We start from the raw sequence: 20894 nt of genomic DNA, 5'->3' as shown, positions 1-20894 counted from the left end.
TATATTGGACTAGTAATTTTAAAAAATCCGTAGGTTTTAAAATGTACGAAACCTACGGATTTTTAAATAAGATGAAATTTAATTTATATGTCTATCCACCATATGTCTTAAGCTTGGATACTTCCAAACGTCCTTTATTATTTCTTAAGATACGATCTACTATTCCTCTAGATATTTCTGTAGAGTCAGTCTTTTCTGCCTTTAGCTTTTCCTCTAAGTATTCAAAGGCAGCCCAAGGATCTATCATAGTTCCACAAGTAAATAAATCTACAGCTGCATAGCTATATTCTGGCCATGTATGAATAGTTAAATGTGATTCTTCTATGATAACGGCTCCACTAACTCCCCAAGGATTGAAAGTATGAAATACACTTTCTACTACCGTAGCTTTAGCTATTTTTGCAGCTTCTATCATATATCCTTCAATTAATTTTGCATTGTTTAATACTTTATTATCACAATTATAATATTCCACTAAAATATGTCTTCCTAGTTGTTCTGATTTAATCATAATTCCTCCTTTTCAATATCCATTCCATTTTTAATTAACCCATCTATTTTAAATACTTGTTTTTTTCATTAATTCAAAGACTTGATGATTACATTTATAACATCCTTTTGACTTTAGATCTTCTATAGTTTTAAATTTTTCTGAAATACCAACTTTCATTATTTCACCGCATTTTTTACACTTATAAGAACGCACTGTAGTTTTAAGCTCTCCAGTGTAGAGTGCTCCTTCATAAGAGGATTCTATTAATGTCTTGCTAATACTAGTGGTTTTAAGAATAATCATCTGCCCTGTATTTCCAATTATTCCAGCTCCCTCATAAGTATTAAACCTAACCGTTATTTCTGAAACGGTAAGTCCCATGTTCACAAAACACTTCTGCATAGCTAGCTCAAAGTCTGGTGATTTATGAGCATAAGATAGAAATATAGCAAGGCCACTTTCAGCTTTTAGAGCTTCTATTCCCCTTGAAAGAAACAAATTCATGCCCTGAAGAGTATAAGGTGGGTCTGTAAAAAAGCAATCAAATTGATTTCTAAATTCCTTTGGTAATTGCCTTCTGAAATCCAACTCCTCACACTTAATAGGAAGAGCTTTTTCTACAGCTATACCTTCTATATAGTTGAGAATTCTACTGTCAATATCCATTACAGTAATTGATGTACTACAGTCACTAACGTCATTAAAGAGTTTCTTCAGTAGAAAACCCAAAGCTATGCTTATTAAATCATCATCTCCTACACATAAAATCTTTTTTCCTATTAAATTATGATTTTTAACACATAACACTGCTCTTTTTATGGCTGTATCCACATTACACTTTGACTGATCTATAGTAACATCCACCTGAGGTCGATTCTTAAAGATTGTATTTAATTCTTCTTTTATTTCAATAATTTCCTTGTGCTCTTTCCATGGCTCCATTAATAATTTCATATATAAATTTTTATTTATTTTTTTAAAACCTAATTCATTCTCAATAAAGTCCCTACCTTCCCTAGTGAGCCTTACCCCTCTATCTTGAATAAGCAATCCATCTTTAATAAATTCTCTTTTTATGGCTGCAACTACTGGAATAGGTAATAGATTGTTTCTAGCTAACTCTTTAGTAGAGATACCTTCTTTAAAATATATATTTAATAAAATATTTTCTATAGCTTTATTTCCCTCTTCTATTTTCACATTCCTATTTATTTTTTGTATATAATTACACATCGCTGATAACCCTCCGTATCTTAATTTTCAATTACCTTATATTTAAATTTAGTCAAGCTTCTCCTTTTAGAAACTAAGAATGACGGTTGTATTTGAAAGTAAATTAGAAACATGAATAAAAAACAAAAAAGACCATAGCAACACAAAGTCACTACAGCCTTTTTTATAATCTAAAAATATGCCAAAAAACTTTTTTAAATCTTAGTTTACTGGTATTTTAAAAACTATACCAAATTACTAGAAATTTAAAATAAGCTTACAAGTAAACTTATAACTATATAAGTATTCTCCTTTAGCAAAATAACCGTGCAAAAGCACGGTTAAACAATATATTACAAGGTCTAATGATATCCGTGTTCCTAACCTACTCCTAAAAAACCATCGACAAATAAACCTAAAACATCCTAGGTTAAAAAAGTTTTTTAAGATTCAACTATTTAGTTGATTTAGTTAAGAACAAACGCTGACATCAACTTCTCTCCCTTATTCATCTCTACTATTTATTTAATCTTAATCATATTATAGCATATGGAAATATATGCTGCAAATATATTTCCATATGCTTATTTCAAGAATATAATGTTATGAAAGTCTTCATATAATTACCGATAGATATAATCTTCCATATTCCATATATCGGTTACCCAGCTTTCATAAAATTCCTTCTCATGACAAACTAGAAGTATCGTTCCATTATAGGCAATAAGTGCTTCTTTTAAAGCTTCTTTGGCACTAATATCCAAATGATTTGTTGGTTCATCAAGAAGAAGCCAATTACTAGGTTTCATCATTAGTTTGCATAGTCTAACCTTTGCCTGCTCTCCACCACTTAATGCAGACATTTTTTTAAGAATATGCTCCTCTTTAAGTCCACATCTTGCAAGAGATTTTCGTATCTCCTCTCGTTTTTTCTGAGGAAAATCATTCCATACTTCATCCATAGGGGTGTTGTTTCCACCCATAATCTCTTGCTCAAAATATACTGGAAAAATATAATTTCCCATTTCAATTTTTCCATTTAACGGTGGGATAATTCCCATTATAGTTTTTAGAAGGGTAGATTTTCCTATTCCATTACATCCTACTATAGCAATTTTCTCCCCCCTTGAAAGCTTTAAGCTTAAACTTTTTATAATTGGATAATTATATCCAATATCCATATTTAAACTTTTAAATACAGATTCTCCAGATTCACGAGCAGATAAAAATGAAAAAGAAGGTCTTGGGAGATTCTTTGGCTTTTCTAACCTTTCAATTTTTTCAAGTTGTTTTCTCCTACTTTGAGCCCTTTTAGTAGTAGAAGCCCTAACAATGTTTTTACTTATAAACTCTTCCATACGTTTAATTTCGCTCTGCTGTTTATTGTACATTTCAATATATCTTTTTTCTTCGTCATCTTTAAGGCTTAAAAACTTTTCATAGTTGCCTGGATAACGGTTTAGAGAACCATAATTAATATGGAAAATTACATTTGTTATTCTGTTTAAAAAATTTTCATCATGGGATATTACTATAAAGCAATTGGGATAGTTTATTAAATAATTTGATAGCCATTCTATATGTTCTTTATCTAAATGGTTAGTAGGTTCATCTAAAAGTAGTAGGTCTGGATTTTTAAGAAGAAGTCTTGCAAGCTTTACTTTAGTTCGCTGACCACCACTTAATTTGCCTATAGGAGTATCCATTCCTAACAATTGCAAACCTAATCCCCTTGCTACATTATCTACTAAACTATCTATCTTATAAAAGTCTTTTGCATATAATGTTTCCTGCAAATTACTAAATTTAGTAAGAAGTTTTTCCATTTCATCTTCACTGGCATTAGCCATATTTTCACCAACTTCTAACATTTCTTTTTCTATAAGATATAAATCACTAAAAGCTGATTTTAGAACATTTTCAATAGTATATCCTTCTTCAAGCTTTGAATGTTGGTCTAGATAACCAATATTTGCCGATGAAGCTTTATATATAGATCCTTCGTCTGGAATTAAATTACCCATTAAAAGATTAAAAAAAGTGGTTTTACCAGCACCATTAACTCCTACAAGTCCTGCATGTTCTCCTTTTAGAAGGCGAAATGAAACATCCTTCAATATCACCTTATCTCCAAAAGAAAAACTTAATTTTTCAACATTTAAAATACTCATATTCTAACCTCCTCAAAAAATAAAAAAAGGAAAGGGGATATTTAAACTCCTCTTTCCTTTTAACACTATTAATCTCTTCTATTAAAAATAAATAATTATACTTAATAAAATTCCATAAGAGATTATTCTGTATCATCTATATATTAACAATTATAAATATCTCTAATAACATATAGAAAATAAATACAACATAAAAAGAGCCTTCAATCCTTCACTACGTATTCCTATATTAATTTAATTTAACTTAAAAAAGGACGCACCCATCCCTTGGTTAAATTAAATTAACTGTAAGAATTACGTAGTTACTCATTTTAGACTCTCATCTCCTCTAAGTATAATTATTGTATTCTATTATATAAGGTTTCTTTCATAATGTAAAGCATTCCCTATTAATTAACTTTTTATTACTAGTATTTATATTTAAATATATTCCAGAACCATACAAAAAATCCCGTAAGAAAATTATCTCTTACGGAATGTTTAAAAAACTTAAAACTATATTTTTCTGAATTATATTAATATACTCATATACAAATTAATCTACTGATTTCAAAGACTCTACCATTCCTACTCTCTTTAATCTAAAGTACATCACAAAATTAACCAACCCTGCAAATAATATAGTAAGCATTGAAGAATACACATAACTTATGGCATTGATATTACGCCCAAACATTACATACTCTATTTCTCCAGTAACAACAATGAACTTATGCAAAAATGTCCCTAATATAAGTCCTAGCATCATTCCAATTAAAGTAAGTATAAAGTTTTCTCTATAAACATAGGTTGAAACTTCTTTATCATAGAATCCTAGTACCTTAATGGTAGCAATTTCTCTAATTCTTTCACTTACATTAATATTGGTCAGATTATAAAGCACCACAAAAGCTAAAGCCCCTGCAGAAGCAATTAAGACTAAGACAACATAATTAAGACTACCTATTATATCCTTAAAGTTTTTACTAACACCTGTAGTAAAATTTATAGAAGCAACTTCGTCATCTTTTAATAGATCTCTAGAAATCTTATCTTCAAAACTCTCCGATATCTCTGTGGTTTTTGCTACTATTTTTTGAAACTCTATATTTTCCTCATAAATAGACTCAAATAAATTTGGTGACATATAAATATAATGGGCAACATAATTTTCTGTAATGCCTATTACTTTTACATTTATTTTATTATTCTCATCTTTTATATATATTTCATCTCCTATTTCAACTTCAAGGATTTTAGCTAGTTTTTCGGTCAACACAACACCTTCATTATTAAAAGGTACAGTTTCTCCAGTAGTACGATTTCTTAAAACAATAAAATTCCTTATATTATCAATATTTTCAGGAACTATTAGAGAAACAGTTTTTTCAGTACTTCCTTTTCCTATATCAATATTTTGTTCTTTCATAAACATGTAATCAGAAATTCTACTATCTTTATCCATAATGTTTATAAGATCTATAGCTTCTCCTGATTTTATACCATTCTTTAATTCTATCGCCATGTCATACTGATATATTTCATCGAATTGTTTAGTAGCAATAGATACTATAGAATCCTTCAATCCAAACCCTGCTAACAACAGTGCTGTACAACCGCTAATCCCAACAATAGTCATAATAAAACGTTTTTTATATCTAAATAAATTTCTAGCAGTAACCTTCTGAGTAAAATTAAACCTAGACCATATAAATTTAATTCTTTCCAATAAGATTCTCTTACCAGCCTTTGGAGACTTGGGTCTCATAAGTAATGCAGGTGTTTCTACAAGCTCATTATAACAGGCTACCAAAGCTGCTAACGTAGTCGCAAGAACGGCAAAAGCCGTTGAAATAATAGCATAAAATACGTTAAATTCTGTTATGATAGGAGGCATGGTATACATAATTCTATAAGCATTAAAAATCACAGTTGGAAATACCTTAAATCCTACTAATAAACCTACTATACTTCCACTAATGCTGGCAGCAGTAGCATATATTAGGTATTTTGAGGCTATGGCCGTTCCACTATATCCCAATGCCTTAAATGTACCTATATAAGTTCTTTGTTCATCAACCATTCTTGTCATAGTAGTAAGACAAACTAATACAGCTATAACAAAGAAAAATACTGGAAACACTTGAGAAATAGCATCTATTCTGTCTGCAGCCATGCCATAATCAATAAAGTCTAAGGTTTCACTTCTTTTTATTACGTACCACTTAGGTTTTTCCAGTTTTTTTATCTCTTTTTCTGCATCAGCTATTTTCTTATGAGCTTCCTCTATCTTATTATTTGATTTTGTCTTTGCATCTTCATATTCTTTTTGTCCCTTTTCAAAATCCTTTTTAGAATTATCCAGCTTTTTATGAGCAGCTAAAAATTCATCTGAAGCTTTTTTCTTAGATTCTTCTAATCTTTCCCTCTCTTTTTCCAGTTGCTCTTTACCAACAATCAAGGTTTTCTTTGCATTAGCTAATTCATTTTCTCCCTTAGAAATACTCATCTTATTATTTTCTAACTCAGTTCTGGATGATGCTAATTGAGCTTTAGCATAAGATAACTCCTTCTCCCCTGTTTCTATAATAGCTTTAATCTTAGCCTTTTCTTCTTCATTAGTAATGGAACTTAAAGTAGTTTTAAGTTGATTAATTTCAGCCTCTTTCTTATCTATTTCTTTTTGTGCATAATCTATCTTTTGTTCCGCTTCTAAAAACTTTTCCTTAGATTGAATTTTCATTTCATTGAAAGATTGAAGCTTTAGATTATATTCTTTCTCTCCATCTTCTAATTTCTTACTTTCCTCTTTTAATTTACTTTCAGCATCTTTTATAAGGGTATTAAACTCTCTTTCTTTTTTATTAAGTTCTTTTTCTCCATCTTCTATTTGTTTTTTAGCTTTCTCAAGTTTAGACTCAGCATCTGAAAGTTCTATTCTTTGTTTTTCTTCTGCTTCTTCTAGCTCTCTTTTATTAGCATTAAGTTCCTGGTTAGCCTCTAAAATTACTTCGTCATAGCGCATCTTAGCCCTATCTTTCCCAATATTCTTAATAGATTCTTTTATAGGATCAAGAATATTATCGTATTCATCATCATAACAAAGTACTTCCCTAGCTTCTTTCACTGTAATAAAAACATCTGTATAAACAGACATATTAAAGTCTTCTTCAGGAATCATAATAAAACTGTTTATTTTACCGTTTCCAATAGTACTCGTGCCTCTTTCAAAAGAAATGTAATAAGGAGTTTCCACTATACCTACAATAGTGAATTCATCGGTCTTCAAGCTTTCACTGATATCCTTATCAGAGCCAGAAGATAATTTAAGAGTTGAACCAATAGACATTGAAGATTCCAGCATTTTCCCTCTTTCAGCCAAACATTCTCCTGGCTTTTCAGGATATCTTCCTTCTACTAATTTAATTCTGTTAATATAAGACTTATCAGGATTATGAATTTTATCCATAGGTACAGTGAGAATCTTTACAACTCTATCTTTATCATTAACATTAACTAAAGCATCCATAGAATAGCTAGGGAAAATTCCTTCTGCTCCAGATACTTTCTTTATAGCATTTATATCATTATCATTAAACCCCATAGTCGAAATGACTCTTATGTCCATTAGCCTATAATCATCAAAATACTTATCAGCGGTAATTTTCATATCTGGAGATGTAGCCTTAAGCCCAGCAAAAAATGATACTCCCAAAGCTACTATTGCAAAAATAGAAAGAAATCTACTAAGAGTCCTTCTTATTTCTCTAAAGGTATCCTTAAATAAGGCATTCTTCATTATTACCACTCAATCCTTTCTACAGGTACTGGATTATCATTAAGTTCAATACTATCTACTTTACCATTTTTAATTTTGATAGTCTTATCTGCCATAGGTGAAATAGCTAAATTATGGGTAACAACAATTACTGTCATACCTCGGTCCTTACTTGTATCTTGTAATAGCTTTAAAATAGATTTTCCTGTATTATAATCTAAAGCTCCTGTTGGTTCGTCACATAGTAGCAACTTAGGATTTTTAGCTAAGGCTCTTGCTATAGCCACTCTTTGTTGCTCTCCACCTGATAATTGAGCAGGAAAATTGTCCTTTCTATCTTTAAGTCCTACTTGTTCTAAAACCTTTTGTGGATTAAGAGGATCTTTACATATCTGTGTAGCAAGTTCTATATTCTCAAGGGATGTAAGGTTTTGAACTAAATTATAAAATTGAAAAACAAAGCCTATATCGTATCTTCTATAAGTTGCCAGCTGTTTTGAATTATATTTACTTACTTCACTTCCATCTACCATTATTTGCCCACTACTAGTAGAATCCATTCCTCCTAGTATGTTTAGAACAGTACTCTTACCAGCACCACTTGGTCCTACAACTACTACAAATTCTCCTTTATCTACAGAAAAAGATACACCGTCTAAAGCCTTTATATTTACTTCTCCCATTTTGTAAACCTTTTTAACTTCTTTTAATTCTATATATTTGTTCAACTAGTCTCACCCCTATCTTTATAATTTATTATTATACTTTAGCACTCATACCTAATCAATATTGTTAAATATTAGATTAAATTTTATATAATAAAGCTGCCTATAGAACTTTGACAGGGAATTAATCCCTGCCAAAGTTTTATAAACTGCTTATTTTTTAATAACTAATTCTACTGGACAATGATCAGAACCCAGGATTTGTCCATGTATATCTGCTCTTATTAAATTATCCTTCAATTTTTCTGAAACACAAAAATAGTCTATTCTCCACCCTGCATTTCTTTCTCTTGCCTTTCTCATATAAGACCACCAAGTATAAACCTCTTCTTTTTCTGGATAAAAGTGTCTAAAAGTATCTATAAATCCATCATCTAAAAGCTCTGTTATTTTTTCTCTTTCTTCATCAGTAAATCCTGCATTCTTTCTGTTAGTCTTAGGATTCTTAAGATCTATCTCTTTATGAGCAACATTTAAATCTCCACATAAAATAACAGGCTTTTTTTCATCTAATGCCTTTAAATAACATCTAAAATCATTTTCCCATTCCATTCTATAATTAAGTCTTGCTAGCTCTCTTTGTGAATTTGGAGTATAAACATTAACTAAATAGAATTTTTCAAATTCTAAAGTTATTACCCTTCCCTCATTATCATGATGTTCTATTCCCAATCCATAAGTAGCATTAATAGGTTTTATTTTAGTAAATACTGCCGTACCTGAATAGCCTTTCTTTTCTGCATAATTCCAATACTGATAATATCCTTCTAGATCCAAGTTTATTTGTCCCTCTTGCAACTTAGTCTCTTGAATGGAAAAAATATCTGCATCTACTTCATTAAAATAATCTAAAAATCCCTTTTCTACGCAGGCACGAAGTCCATTAACATTCCATGAAACTAATTTCAGCATATCTCACACTCCTTAATCTATACATAATTTTTAGCTTTAGTAAAACTATTTATTTTTTAATCCATAAAAAGCTTTTAGTATATAATAACATATACTCACTGCTCTATGTATTATAGAACCGAAAATTTTTTAACACTGTAAGAATGTGATATAATAAATTGGGGTGGTATTATGAAAATACTTATAGATGCTGATGGTTGTCCTGTTGTTGACCTAACCATTAAAATAGGTAAAGAATATAATTTAGATGTTATTATAGTAAAGAATTATGCTCATGAAATTGAAGATAATTATGCTACAGTTGTAACTGTAGATTTATCTCCTGATAGTGCAGATTATTATATTGTAAATAAAAGTGAGAAAAATGATATTGTAATTACACAAGATTATGGACTTGCAGCTATGGCTCTTTCTAAAGGGGCTGTATGTATAAATCAAAATGGACTTATTATATCTTCAGAAAACATCGACCAATTGCTAACCCGTCGCCATTTTAATCAAGAACTCCGTCGGAAACATAAAGTTTATTCTAAAATAAAAAAAAGAGATTCTCAAGCTGATATACAGTTTGAGAAAAACCTAAAACTTTTAATTCAAAAACTAATATAGAGGCTTTTAAATCAACTATATAAAGCCTCTATGTTTTCTTTTCATACATTCAAAAATCTATTACCTTTTTTTCTGCCTAGTTTTATTATTTTTTGATGTTTTTTTAAATTTGCTATCCTTTTCTTTTTTAAACCTTTGTCTCTTAGGTTCTCTTTGTTCTTTATAATTTTTATTTTTGTTGGTGCTTCTCTTATCTTTTTCCTTTTCTATTTTTTGTTTCTTTAAGGTCATTTTAATTTTTCTTTCAATCATGGCTAAAGCATCTTTATCTTTAGGTGTAACAAAGGTAACAGCAATACCTGTATGTCCTCCCCGTCCTGTACGACCTATACGATGAATATATCCTTCAGCATCTTCAGGTATATCATAATTAAATACATGAGTCATTCCTTCTACATCCAAACCGCGAGCAGCAACATCTGTTGCTACAAGAAGTTGTATTTCTGCTTTTCTAAATGATTTCATAACCTTCTCACGTTTTGCCTGGCTAAGATCTCCATGGAGTTCATCAGAATCATACCCTCTTGCCTGTAAATCTTCATTAAGTGCAGATACACGTCTTTTTGTACGACAAAAAATTATTGCTAAAAATGGTCTATACTCGTCAATAGCCTTACACAGTGCATCCTGCTTTCCTCTATCTGTAGTTTCAACTACTATCTGCTTTATTTCATCCAAGGTGATATTGCTTCCTTGTATCTGTATTTGATATGGATCTTTTGTATATCTAGTAGCAAGAGAGCGAACCTCCTGTGGTATTGTAGCAGAAAACAACATGGTCTGTCGTTTCCATGGAATCTCATGGATTATATTCTCTATATCTTCAAAAAAACCCATACGAAGCATTTCGTCAGCTTCATCTAGTACAATCATTTTAAGTTGACTTAGGTCGATAGTTTTTCTTCTAATATGATCCAATAAACGACCTGGTGTAGCAATCACTAAATGAATCCCACGATTTAATTTTTTTATCTGTTTATCTACATCTTGCCCACCATATGCTGCCAATATATTTACACCTTTCACTGATGCAAGTTTTTTAGCTTCATTAGTAATCTGAATTGCCAACTCCCTGGTAGGTGTTATGATCAAACCTTGTATAAAAGACTGTTTTGTATCAATCCTCTCCATCATAGGAAGCATAAAAGCAAGAGTTTTACCTGTTCCTGTATGGGCTTGAGCTATAATATCCTTTCCTTTTAAAAGTTGTGGAATAGCTTGCTCCTGAATAGGTGTGGGCTCTACTATCCCATTTTTCTTCAATATACCTTCAAGTTCACTGCTGATTCCAAGAGTTAAAAAATTAATTGCCATAATGTCTATTACCTCTCTTTTTTATCTATTATTAGCATTCATTAATGAATTGATTCTATAATATATTTGCTAATTTTCTGTAAAACTTTAAATTATAATTAAATAATTTTTAATAATATATAACTATATCATAAGAAATTAAAAATGTATTCATTAATAATAAGTTTCTATCCAGTTCATTTAAATAGTTTTTACTATATACATCATAAACTATTACAGCTATAGAAACACCTCTTACCCATGCATAAGCAGCAGTAGGAATATCTCTTTTTTGAAATTTTTTATGATGGGTCTTATAATACTTATCTATTGTCTTTGATCCATATTGGGTACGAATAATTATTAAATCAATTTGTCTTGAAAGCTTATCATAATTAATCTTTATATAAAATTCAAAATTTTACTATTGACAAATATGTTTTTTGGTAGTATACTCGTTTTTAATATTTTGAATAATTTAAAAGTTAAGAAGGAGACAAAAATACTGACATTTTAACTACAGAGAACCGAAGTTGGTGAGATTCGGTGTTAACACAGTATATAATGATCACTCCTGAGCTGCCGAATTGAAACAAATGTGGAGTAAATAAGGCCGGGAATCTATTTTAATAGATTTTGCCACCGTTATATGGCTAGGGTTCAAGGTATTTATCCTTCGACCTGAAGAGGCAATTTATGAAAGTGAATTGTAAATTAGAGTGGTACCACGAGAATAATCCTCGTCTCTAAAGCATAAATTTTATGCTTTAGAGACGAGGATTTTTTATATCTTTTTAAGTAAGTCTGGCCAGAACTTATCTAAAAGAATTAACTAACTTTATAGGAGGATTTTATTATGGATAGTTTATTAGCTTTAACTGTATTATGCTTAGTTTTTGCAATTGGAGATTATATCTCAGCAAAAACTAAATCAATTTTTTCAATGATGTTTGTTTCATCTGTCATTCTTTTAGTTGGTTTTTGGATAGGCTTGCCTAAAACAATTTTTCAAGATGCTGGATTGGTTAATATTGGTGGATTGATGATAGCTTTTTTGATCACTCATATGGGAACACTTATGGACTTTCAGGATCTTAAAGTTCAATGGAAAACAGTTGTAATCTCTCTATTTGCAGTTGCAGGAATAGGAATATTCTTATTCTTTGTTGGAACTCCTATTTTAGGAAGAGAGTATGCAGTAGTATCAGCTCCACCAATTTCAGGAGGTATTGTGGCTGCCATAATAATGGGTGATGCGGCTAAGGCAAAAGGTATGGAAACTGTTGCTGTTTTTGCAACTTTATTAGTAGTAGTCCAAGGGTTTTTTGGATTTCCAGTTGCCTCTTTATTATTAAATAAAGAAGCTAAAAGAATAAGTAAAGTTTACAGAGAAAACAAATCATTACAAGAAGCTAAAGCTTTTAAAGAAGTAGCTGCTACCACTTGTAAACACATGAATGAGAAGAAAAAGTTAATATCACCTTTATCGAAAGAACTTCAGACTCCCTGTATTTTATTAGCTAAATTAGGATTAGCTGCTATACTAGGCTTTAAATTAGCTGATTTAACTAACGGTATAATAAATAAGTACGTAATGTGCTTAATCATAGGTATTATCGGAAGAGAAACGGGTTTCCTTGAGGAGAATATAATAACAAAAGCAAATTCTTTCGGTTTAGCTATGGTTGGACTTATGGCAGCTATATTTGGAAACCTTACACTAGCTACTCCAGAAATGATTGTTTCTCTTTTATGGCCTTTAGTAGGTAGCTTAATTTTAGGTCTTATAGGAATTACTATAACTTCACTACTTCTTAGTAAACCACTTAATTATTCCAAAGAAATGGCTATATCCATAGGGGTATCTGCTTTATTTGGATTCCCAGGAACATTTATTATTTCAAATGAAGTAGCTAATGCAGTAGGAGAAACTGAAGATGAAAAGCAAGCTATTCTAAATGAAATATTGCCTAAAATGCTGGTGGCTGGGTTTATGACCGTTACTATTTCTTCTGTAATACTTGCAGGTTTTATGGTAAAGCTTATTTAATTTAAATTCATATAGAAATAACTATTAATCATAAAGGAGAGGACTTTATTATGTCAAACAAAACTTTATATACAGGATTTACTCTAATTAATGGTACTGGAGAGAACCCAGTTGAAAATGCTTATTTTCTTGTAGAGGGAAATAAACTTCTTACAGTAGGTAGCGGAGATAAACTACCCTCAGCAGAAAATATTGAAATAGTGAATTTAGCTGGAAAAACTGTTATACCTGGTTTAATCAATTGCCACGTGCATATTACTATGGAACCAGTAGGAGATCCTTTTTCTTTAATGTTAAAGGAATCCCAAGCCAAAACTGCTTTAAGAGGAACAGCTAATTTGAAAAAGCACCTAAAATCTGGTACTACCTATTTCCGCGATTTAGGTGGTCCAGATGGAGTTGATTTAGCTTTAAGAGATGCTGTAAAAGAAGGGTTTATAGAAGGTCCTGAATTTTTAGTATCTTGTAAAGTATTGACAATGACTGGGGGTCATGGCTGGCCTATGGGTAGAGAGGCAGATGGTCCAGAAGAGTTGAGAAAAGCTGCTAGGGAACAACTTAAATCAGGAGCAGACGTTATTAAAATAATGGCTACTGGAGGCGTTATGACTCCGGGGGTAGAGCCTGGCTCTCCTCAGCTTTCAAAAGAGGAAATGGAAGCGGCTATTATAGAAGCTCATAAAGCTGGTAAGAAAACTGCTACCCATGCCCAAGGAACTACAGGTATAAAAAACGCAGTATTAGCCGGAATAGACTCAGTAGAGCATGGTATCTTTCTTGATGATGAAGTTATTGAACTAATGGTTGAAAGAAATGTTTATCTTGTTCCTACCTTGGTTGCACCATATTTTATCGTTAAAAATGGAGTTGAAGCTGGAATCCCAAAACATGCAGTAGAAAAGGCTAGGATGGTTATGGGCAGCCACATGGAAAGCTTTAGAAAGGCTCACAAGGCTGGTGTTAAAATTGCTATGGGTACAGACGCAGGAACCCCCTTTAATTTCCATGATGCAGCACCTTTTGAATTGAAATTAATGGTTGAAGGAGGAATGACTCCTATGGAAACCATTGTTTCATCAACAAAAACTGCTGCTGAATTATTAGGAGTTAATAACAATTATGGAACCTTAGAAGAAGGAAAATTTGCAGATTTTCTTGTACTAGATGAAAATCCTTTAAATAACCTAGATACCTTGTTCAATATTAATAGTGTTTACAAAGCAGGTAAACTAGTAAAATAATGAAATAAGCAGCCCTGCCAATATTTATACCTTATGATGAATATTGACAGGGCTCAATAGTATCTTATATAAATTGTTTATAATATATTTGTAGTTAAAATAATATTTCTAGATTTATATCATCTATTGAAAAGTCTATACTTTAGATATATTATAAATAATATATCAAGATATAAAAGGAGAATTATATGATAAATGAAGTTAATATTAAAAAGATAATATTACATATTTTAGATCCTTCAGTAGGAATGCCAGTATTATCAGAAGAAGAGCACCCACATGATGAAGAAATAAATGAGTTCATAAAAACACATATAGAAAATGTATTTAAAGATATTAATATTAAAAAAGCTTTCTTTAGAAATGAAGAAAATCGAGTAAAAAACTTATGTATGGATATATCAAAAGATGATAATAAATTTGTAGAAAAAACTAAAGAATTTTCTCAGATTTTTTATGACTTTATGGTTAGTAATATAAGCATACCTCCTTGTGATTTAATATGTTCCCTATTTAATGGAGACGGTAGAGAATATTTAGGATTTTTTATATTAAATTATAAAACTTCTTATATACACTATGTTGAAGAATTAGAAGATACAAGGGTTAATACTGTAGTTAAACAAAGCACAGCTTTACCAAGCGAAAGCCAAAAGATAGATGAATTTATTATAGTAGATTTAGAAGATTATTCGATGCTATTAAAAGAAAAGAAATATGAAATAGATGGACAAAAAGAATATTATATATCTCGTTATTTATTAAGGTCAGAGGACTCATTATCCGATAAAGAAAAAATAGATATTGTAAATAAGGTATCAAAAAAATTGGTAGAGAAATATTATGAAGGTGATGTTACAAAACTAGCAGAAATTAAAAGCGCTATGTTGGAAAGCGTTGAAGAAACTGATGCTATAAATGTAGAGCATATTAAAACCAAAGTATTTAACAATAACTTAGAAATTCAAAATGTATATGAAGAAGAGATAGAAAAAAGAGGATTGACAGAAAGAACTATAGAAGTAAATGAAAATCTAAGTAAAAAAATATCTAAGACTCAAAAGTTAGTAACTGACGATGGAATAGAGTTGAAAATACCTATATCTTATTTAACTAGTAATGATAAAGTAGAATTTTTAAATAATCCTGATGGTACTATTTCAGTCTTACTTAAAAACATTAGAGACATACAAGGTAAATAAAAAATAAAGTTCTAGTAAAATTTTAAAGATCTTACTAGAACTTTATACTTTATTATGCGGCCATATTTAAAGAGTCTAGATTTTCTACAACATTTTTAATCCACTTCTTTGAATGAAGTCGTTTCGCTTCAAATACTACCTTAACTACTTCCTCTAAACAGATTATAAGAAAGACTTTATCTAAAGGCATTTTAAAATATACAGCAGCAATATATCCTGCCGGAATAGCGAAGCACCAAACAGTTCCAAGTTGTACTAACATGGAATAAGTAGTATCTCCTCCTCCTCTAAAGACACCTACAATCATAAGAACATTAAAGAATCTAAGAGGTGCAAATATAGCCATAATTCTAAGCACTATAATTGTAATATTTAAAGTATCCTGATTTATGTTAAATACTCCTACAATTGAAGGAGAGGCAATCCATAACGCTATACCTGATATTAATCCTACAATTGGAGCTAATATTCCTAGTTTTACTGCATAATCAATAGCTAAATCTTCTTCACCTGCTCCTATTTTATTCCCTATCATAATAGAAGCTGCGGTAGCAATACCTATGCATAGAACCATAAACATATTATTAATGGTAGTTGCTATTTGCATACTGGCTACTTCACGGATACCTATTTTAGCATATATTATTGAATATGCAGTTAATCCTAAAGCCCACACTAATTCATTGATTATTACTGAAGAAGATGTTTTAAAATATACTTTAACAAATTCAAGATTAAATCCTATCATCTCTTTTAATTTACTAGGAATAACACTATTAGATTTATAAGCACAAACAACCACATATATCATTTCAACAAGTCTTGCTATACTTGTAGCTATAGCAGCACCTGCTACTCCCATAGCAGGAAATCCAAAATGTCCAAATATTAGCACCCAATTTAAAAAAGCATTTGTAAGTACTCCTATTAAACTAGCAAACATAGGTGCTTTTGCTATACCTATACACCTTAAAGCTGTAGAGTAAGCTTGAGTGATACTAGTCAATATAAATGTTATAGAAATAATCCTAAGATACTGAATTCCTAAATTTATAACTACAGTCTCTTTAGTAAATACTTTCATTATTGTTTCAGGAAATATAAAACCTAAAAGGAAAAAAATCAAAGATGCCGTCATACTAAGTATAATATCTAATCCAAGCATCTTACGTATATTTAAAATATCTTTTCTACCCCAAAATTGAGACATAAATATACCTGCACCAGCGTTAATTCCTGATAGGCAAAGCATAAATATGAAAAAATATTGATTAACTAATCCAACTGCTGCAATTGCATTTTCTCCAAGCTTTCCTATCATCAAATTGTCCACCATATTTAAAGATGAACTAATTAAATTTTGTAAAGTTATAGGTATAACCAATGTAAGAATTGTAAGAAAAAATTTCTTGTCTTTAAATATCTTTTTCATTTAATTCCTCCTTCTATTATTAGAACAATAAAAAAGCAAATGGGTTGTATATAAGCCGCCCATCTGCTTTTAAGCTATATTTTAAAATATTAAATTTATTATAATTACCTATTAAATTATACAGAAAGATTGTATAGTCGTCAATATTTTCTTAGGCAACCTAGGCTATTATATATTTCCCTGTTCTATTTTAATAAAAAAACCTATATAGTAATTAAAATTTATTACCATACAGGTTTCCTAGAAAACTAGGGTATTACCTACTAGTTTGCCTATCAAGCATATCTTTTACTTCTTGTGGACTTAAGCCACTTGCATTTACTACTGGTGCTTTTGTTTCAGTATCACTGTAGCCTAGCATGTTAGTGTTATAGCCTGCTGCTACTATGGCATCTAGGCCATCTAGCTTTGAAATATTGTCATCTATTGATTCACTTAACATTTGTACAGAATAGCCTTCATTAGTTAGAAATTCTGCAACATTGTCTAATCCCTTTTCTACTCCAATTTTTTTCATATCTCTATCACCTCTCGATTATTTTATACAAGTAGTTTCTAATCTATACACATAAATAATATATAGTTTTCATAAATAAAAAACAGAATAATTAAAATTATTCTGTCTGAAGATTATATTGATGAAAAATTTCTTTGATTAAGTTAATATCTTCTTTACTAGGTGGAGTAATATTTTGAAGTTCATATTTATATCCTAACTTTTCCCACTTGTACTCTCCTAATTTGTGAAAAGGGAGTATTTGTATTTTCTCTATGTTCTCTAAAGTAGATAAAAATTCAGCTAAATTTTTAACGTCTGAACTATTATCAGTTATTCCAGGAACTAATACATATCTTATCCATACTGGCTTATTTATATCAGATAAATATTTTGCTAATTCAAGAGTAAATTTATTTGAAACCCCTGTTAAATCCTTATATACGCTATCATTAAAAGACTTAATATCTAAAAGAACTAAATCCGTGTACTTTAAAACTTCTTTAGCTGCATCTAAACTTACATATCCTGAAGTATCAATAGCTGTATGAATATTTTCCTCTTTACATCTTTTGAAAATTTCTTTTACAAAGTCTGATTGTATAAAAGGTTCGCCACCACTAATAGTGATACCTCCTCCAGAAAATTTCATATAAGATCTATACTTTTTAGCTTCTTTCAATATTTCTTCTACTGAAATCTCCCTTCCATCTTTTAAGTTCCACGTATCTGGATTATGACAATACTTACATCTTAGGGGACAACCTTGCACAAATACTACAAACCTTATGCCTGGACCATCAACTGTGCCACAGCTCTCTAGAGAATGGATCCTTCCTTTCATATCCATCTACATCAACCTCCATTAATAATAAGATAAGGTGTAGTAATAAATAATTTAATACTACACCTTAAGTTTTAGCCTTTCTTACATTGCCTCATGGAAAGTTCTATTTAAAACCTCTATTTGCTGTTCCTTTGTTAACTTAATAAAATTAACTGCATATCCCGATACACGAATTGTTAACTGAGGATACTTCTCTGGATGCTCCATTGCAGCTACTAAGGTATCTCTATTGAATACATTAACATTTATATGATGTCCACCATCATGGAAATATCCATCTAACATACCTACTAGATTGGAAACTTTTTCCTCTTCATTTTTACCTAAAGCATCGGGTACTATTGAAAATGTATAAGAAATACCATCTTCTGCATGTTCATAAGGAAGTTTAGCTACTGAAGCCATAGATGCAATTGCACCATTTTTATCACGGCCATGCATTGGATTTGCTCCAGGTGCAAAAGGTTCCCCAGCTTTTCTACCGTCAGGAGTATTTCCTGTTTTCTTACCATATACAACATTTGATGTAATAGTTAATATAGATTGTGTTGGTATTGAATTTCTATAAGTCTTGTGTTTTCGGAGCTTATTCATAAAGGTTTCTACTATGTTGGCTGCTATCTTATCTGCTCTATCATCATTGTTTCCAAATGCAGGGTATTCCCCTTCTATTTCATAGTCCACAGCCAAACCTTCATCATTTCTTATTACTTTTACCTTGGCATACTTCATTGCTGATAGAGCATCGGTTACAACTGATAATCCTGCAACACCACAAGCAAGAGTTCTTACTACATCTTTATCATGAAGGGCCATTTGAATCCTTTCATAGCAATACTTATCATGCATATAGTGAATTATATTTAATGCATTGACATAAAGTTTAGATAGCCAATCCATCATCTGATCAAACTTTCTTGAAACTTCATCATAGTCTAAATACTCTGATGTTATTGGTGCAAATTCAGGAGCCACCTGCTCTCCAGACACTTCATCCTTTCCTCCATTTATAGCATATAATAATGCTTTAGCTAAATTAGAACGTGCTCCAAAGAATTGCATTTGTTTTCCTATTCTCATTACAGATACACAGCATGCTATACCATAATCATCGCCATAAGAGAGCCTCATTAAATCATCGTTTTCATATTGAATAGAACTAGTATCTATTGAAACCTTAGCACAGTATCTTTTAAAATTCTTAGGTAGTCTTTCAGACCAAAGTATAGTTAAATTTGGCTCTGGAGCAGGACCTAAGTTATATAATGTATGAAGAAATCTATAACTTGTTTTACTAACCAATGGTCTTCCATCTTCTCCAATTCCACCTATAACCTCTGTAACCCATGTAGGATCCCCTGTAAATAGCTCATTATAATCAGGAGTTCTTAAAAATCTTACCATTCTCAATTTCATAACAAAATGATCTAGTATCTCTTGTATCTCTTTTTCTTTTATTATTCCATTCTCTAAATCTCTTTCAAAATAAATATCAAAGAAATTTGATACACGTCCAAGAGACATAGCAGCACCATTTTGCTCTTTTACAGCTGCCAAATATGCAAAATAAGTCCATTGTACAGCTTCTTTACCATTTGAAGCTGGTTTACTTATATCAAAACCATAAGACTTAGCCATCTCTTTTAACTCTTGTAGAGCATATATCTGTTCTTTAGTTTCTTCCCTGCATCTTATAATATCTTCTTCCATATATTCTGTTTCTAATAACTTTAACTGTACCTCTTTATCTTCTATTAGCCTATCTATTCCATAAAGAGCAACTCTTCTATAGTCACCTATAATTCTTCCTCTACCATAGGCATCAGGAAGTCCCGTTATAACACCAGAATGTCTGGCTTTTCTAATTTCTTCTGTATATGCATCAAATACCCCATCATTATGGGTCTTTCTGTAATTAAATATATTTTCCGTTTCAGAGTCTAGTTCATATCCATATGCTTCAAGAGAGTCCTTAACTACTTTCAATCCTCCAAATGGCATTATTGCTCTTTTAAGTGGCTTTTCCGTTTGAAGTCCTACTATTTTTTCTAAATCCTTATTAATATATCCTGCATCATGGGAAATTATAGTGGATATAGTTTTAGTGTCGGTATCCAATATTCCCTTTTCTACTTCCTTAGCCATTAGCTTAGATACTTCTTCCCAAAGCTTTAAAGTATTATCTGTAGCTTCTTCTAAAAAAGTTTCATCTCCTTCATAAGGAGTATAATTCCTTTGAATAAAATCCCTAACATTAATTTCTTCACGCCATTTTCCTTCTTTAAATCCTTTCCATTGTTCAAACATACTTAAACCTCCTTTTATATTTAAATATTTTTCTAATAGCTGCTATAATCTTATTAACTATTAGAAATTATTGCTTTAGTGAAAAGATTATTAGAGATTGCCTTTCGTGAATTATTTAACATTTTTATACATTTGCATTTTTATTTG

Annotated in this window: 15 protein-coding genes and 1 other annotated feature; of the genes, 4 read left to right on the top strand and 11 right to left on the bottom strand. The window is 30.7% G+C overall.

Annotated elements, in window-relative coordinates; translation table 11 throughout:
* Window positions 1-91: 91 nt before the first annotated feature.
* The 6 genes from speD to KQI42_RS08900 all read right to left on the bottom strand — a co-directional run bounded on the left by speD (window position 92) and on the right by KQI42_RS08900 (window position 9267).
* Window positions 92-511 carry an adenosylmethionine decarboxylase gene (gene speD, locus KQI42_RS08925; RefSeq protein ID WP_246566281.1) on the bottom strand — a complete coding sequence of 140 codons (420 nt, stop codon included), beginning with the start codon at window positions 509-511 and terminating at the stop codon, window positions 92-94.
* A gap of 48 nt (window positions 512-559) precedes the next feature.
* Entirely contained in the window at window positions 560-1726 is a 1167-nt protein-coding gene (locus KQI42_RS08920; RefSeq protein ID WP_216518959.1) for a bis-aminopropyl spermidine synthase family protein, read from the bottom strand.
* A 602-nt stretch (window positions 1727-2328) separates the two neighbouring features.
* The gene (locus KQI42_RS08915) at window positions 2329-3876 is read right to left on the bottom strand and encodes an ABC-F family ATP-binding cassette domain-containing protein (protein WP_216518957.1); all 1548 of its coding nucleotides are present in this window, start codon (window positions 3874-3876) and stop codon (window positions 2329-2331) included.
* 535 nt (window positions 3877-4411) lie between these two features.
* Window positions 4412-7654, bottom strand: a complete 3243-nt coding sequence (locus KQI42_RS08910) for an FtsX-like permease family protein (RefSeq protein ID WP_216518955.1) — start codon at window positions 7652-7654, stop codon at window positions 4412-4414.
* Between the two features lie 2 nt (window positions 7655-7656).
* Entirely contained in the window at window positions 7657-8316 is a 660-nt protein-coding gene (locus KQI42_RS08905) for an ABC transporter ATP-binding protein (RefSeq protein ID WP_216518990.1), read from the bottom strand.
* 195 nt (window positions 8317-8511) lie between these two features.
* A complete protein-coding gene (locus KQI42_RS08900) occupies window positions 8512-9267 on the bottom strand; it encodes an exodeoxyribonuclease III (protein ID WP_216518988.1) in 756 nt (251 codons plus the stop codon).
* A 174-nt stretch (window positions 9268-9441) separates the two neighbouring features.
* Between KQI42_RS08900 and KQI42_RS08895 the strand changes: the two genes are divergently transcribed.
* Window positions 9442-9879 (top strand): YaiI/YqxD family protein, encoded by a 438-nt coding sequence (locus KQI42_RS08895; protein WP_216518953.1) that lies wholly within the window; start codon window positions 9442-9444, stop codon window positions 9877-9879.
* A gap of 60 nt (window positions 9880-9939) precedes the next feature.
* Here KQI42_RS08895 and KQI42_RS08890 read toward each other — a convergent pair whose 3' ends face one another.
* Window positions 9940-11193: a DEAD/DEAH box helicase gene (locus KQI42_RS08890; RefSeq protein WP_216518951.1), complete on the bottom strand. Its 1254-nt coding sequence runs from the start codon at window positions 11191-11193 to the stop codon at window positions 9940-9942.
* A gap of 457 nt (window positions 11194-11650) precedes the next feature.
* Window positions 11651-11923, top strand: a binding site (T-box leader).
* A 105-nt stretch (window positions 11924-12028) separates the two neighbouring features.
* Here KQI42_RS08890 and KQI42_RS08885 point away from each other — a divergent pair.
* The 3 genes from KQI42_RS08885 (at window position 12029) to KQI42_RS08875 (ending at window position 15665) form a co-directional block, all read left to right on the top strand.
* A complete protein-coding gene (locus KQI42_RS08885; protein ID WP_216518949.1) occupies window positions 12029-13222 on the top strand; it encodes a hypothetical protein in 1194 nt (397 codons plus the stop codon).
* 50 nt (window positions 13223-13272) lie between these two features.
* Window positions 13273-14463, top strand: a complete 1191-nt coding sequence (locus KQI42_RS08880; protein ID WP_216518947.1) for a metal-dependent hydrolase family protein — start codon at window positions 13273-13275, stop codon at window positions 14461-14463.
* Window positions 14464-14651: 188 nt separating this feature from the next.
* Window positions 14652-15665, top strand: coding sequence for a nucleoid-associated protein (locus KQI42_RS08875; protein ID WP_216518945.1), 1014 nt, complete (start codon window positions 14652-14654; stop codon window positions 15663-15665).
* Between the two features lie 52 nt (window positions 15666-15717).
* On the opposite strand, the gene KQI42_RS08870 is transcribed toward KQI42_RS08875, so the two are convergent.
* From KQI42_RS08870 to pflB, 4 genes are all read right to left on the bottom strand, one after another.
* On the bottom strand, window positions 15718-17097 hold the full coding sequence (locus KQI42_RS08870; RefSeq protein WP_216518943.1) for an MATE family efflux transporter: 1380 nt from the start codon (window positions 17095-17097) through the stop codon (window positions 15718-15720).
* 256 nt (window positions 17098-17353) lie between these two features.
* Window positions 17354-17614 carry a YkuS family protein gene (locus tag KQI42_RS08865; protein WP_216518941.1) on the bottom strand — a complete coding sequence of 87 codons (261 nt, stop codon included), beginning with the start codon at window positions 17612-17614 and terminating at the stop codon, window positions 17354-17356.
* Between the two features lie 97 nt (window positions 17615-17711).
* A complete protein-coding gene (pflA, locus tag KQI42_RS08860; RefSeq protein ID WP_216518939.1) occupies window positions 17712-18443 on the bottom strand; it encodes a pyruvate formate-lyase-activating protein in 732 nt (243 codons plus the stop codon).
* A 78-nt stretch (window positions 18444-18521) separates the two neighbouring features.
* On the bottom strand, window positions 18522-20747 hold the full coding sequence (gene pflB / locus KQI42_RS08855; protein WP_216518937.1) for a formate C-acetyltransferase: 2226 nt from the start codon (window positions 20745-20747) through the stop codon (window positions 18522-18524).
* Window positions 20748-20894: the final 147 nt, after the last annotated feature.

The organism is Tissierella simiarum, assembly GCF_018917865.1.
GTDB lineage: Bacteria > Bacillota > Clostridia > Tissierellales > Tissierellaceae > Tissierella_C > Tissierella_C simiarum.
The sequence above is the reverse complement of the archived record's forward strand: the minus strand, read 5'-3'. Positions and strand labels throughout refer to the sequence as shown.

Excerpts from the sequence above, each read along its gene's own strand:
- KQI42_RS08910 (WP_216518955.1), bottom strand. The coding sequence starts at position 7,654 with ATGAAGAATGCCTTATTTAAGGATACCTTTAGAGAAATAAGAAGGACT.
- KQI42_RS08890 (WP_216518951.1), bottom strand. The coding sequence starts at position 11,193 with ATGGCAATTAATTTTTTAACTCTTGGAATCAGCAGTGAACTTGAAGGT.
- pflB (WP_216518937.1), bottom strand. The coding sequence starts at position 20,747 with ATGTTTGAACAATGGAAAGGATTTAAAGAAGGAAAATGGCGTGAAGAA.
- KQI42_RS08875 (WP_216518945.1), top strand. The coding sequence starts at position 14,652 with ATGATAAATGAAGTTAATATTAAAAAGATAATATTACATATTTTAGAT.
- KQI42_RS08905 (WP_216518990.1), bottom strand. The coding sequence starts at position 8,316 with ATGGGAGAAGTAAATATAAAGGCTTTAGACGGTGTATCTTTTTCTGTA.
- KQI42_RS08885 (WP_216518949.1), top strand. The coding sequence starts at position 12,029 with ATGGATAGTTTATTAGCTTTAACTGTATTATGCTTAGTTTTTGCAATT.
- KQI42_RS08915 (WP_216518957.1), bottom strand. The coding sequence starts at position 3,876 with ATGAGTATTTTAAATGTTGAAAAATTAAGTTTTTCTTTTGGAGATAAG.
- KQI42_RS08880 (WP_216518947.1), top strand. The coding sequence starts at position 13,273 with ATGTCAAACAAAACTTTATATACAGGATTTACTCTAATTAATGGTACT.
- KQI42_RS08895 (WP_216518953.1), top strand. The coding sequence starts at position 9,442 with ATGAAAATACTTATAGATGCTGATGGTTGTCCTGTTGTTGACCTAACC.
- speD (WP_246566281.1), bottom strand. The coding sequence starts at position 511 with ATGATTAAATCAGAACAACTAGGAAGACATATTTTAGTGGAATATTAT.
- pflA (WP_216518939.1), bottom strand. The coding sequence starts at position 18,443 with ATGGATATGAAAGGAAGGATCCATTCTCTAGAGAGCTGTGGCACAGTT.
- KQI42_RS08870 (WP_216518943.1), bottom strand. The coding sequence starts at position 17,097 with ATGAAAAAGATATTTAAAGACAAGAAATTTTTTCTTACAATTCTTACA.
- KQI42_RS08920 (WP_216518959.1), bottom strand. The coding sequence starts at position 1,726 with ATGTGTAATTATATACAAAAAATAAATAGGAATGTGAAAATAGAAGAG.
- KQI42_RS08865 (WP_216518941.1), bottom strand. The coding sequence starts at position 17,614 with ATGAAAAAAATTGGAGTAGAAAAGGGATTAGACAATGTTGCAGAATTT.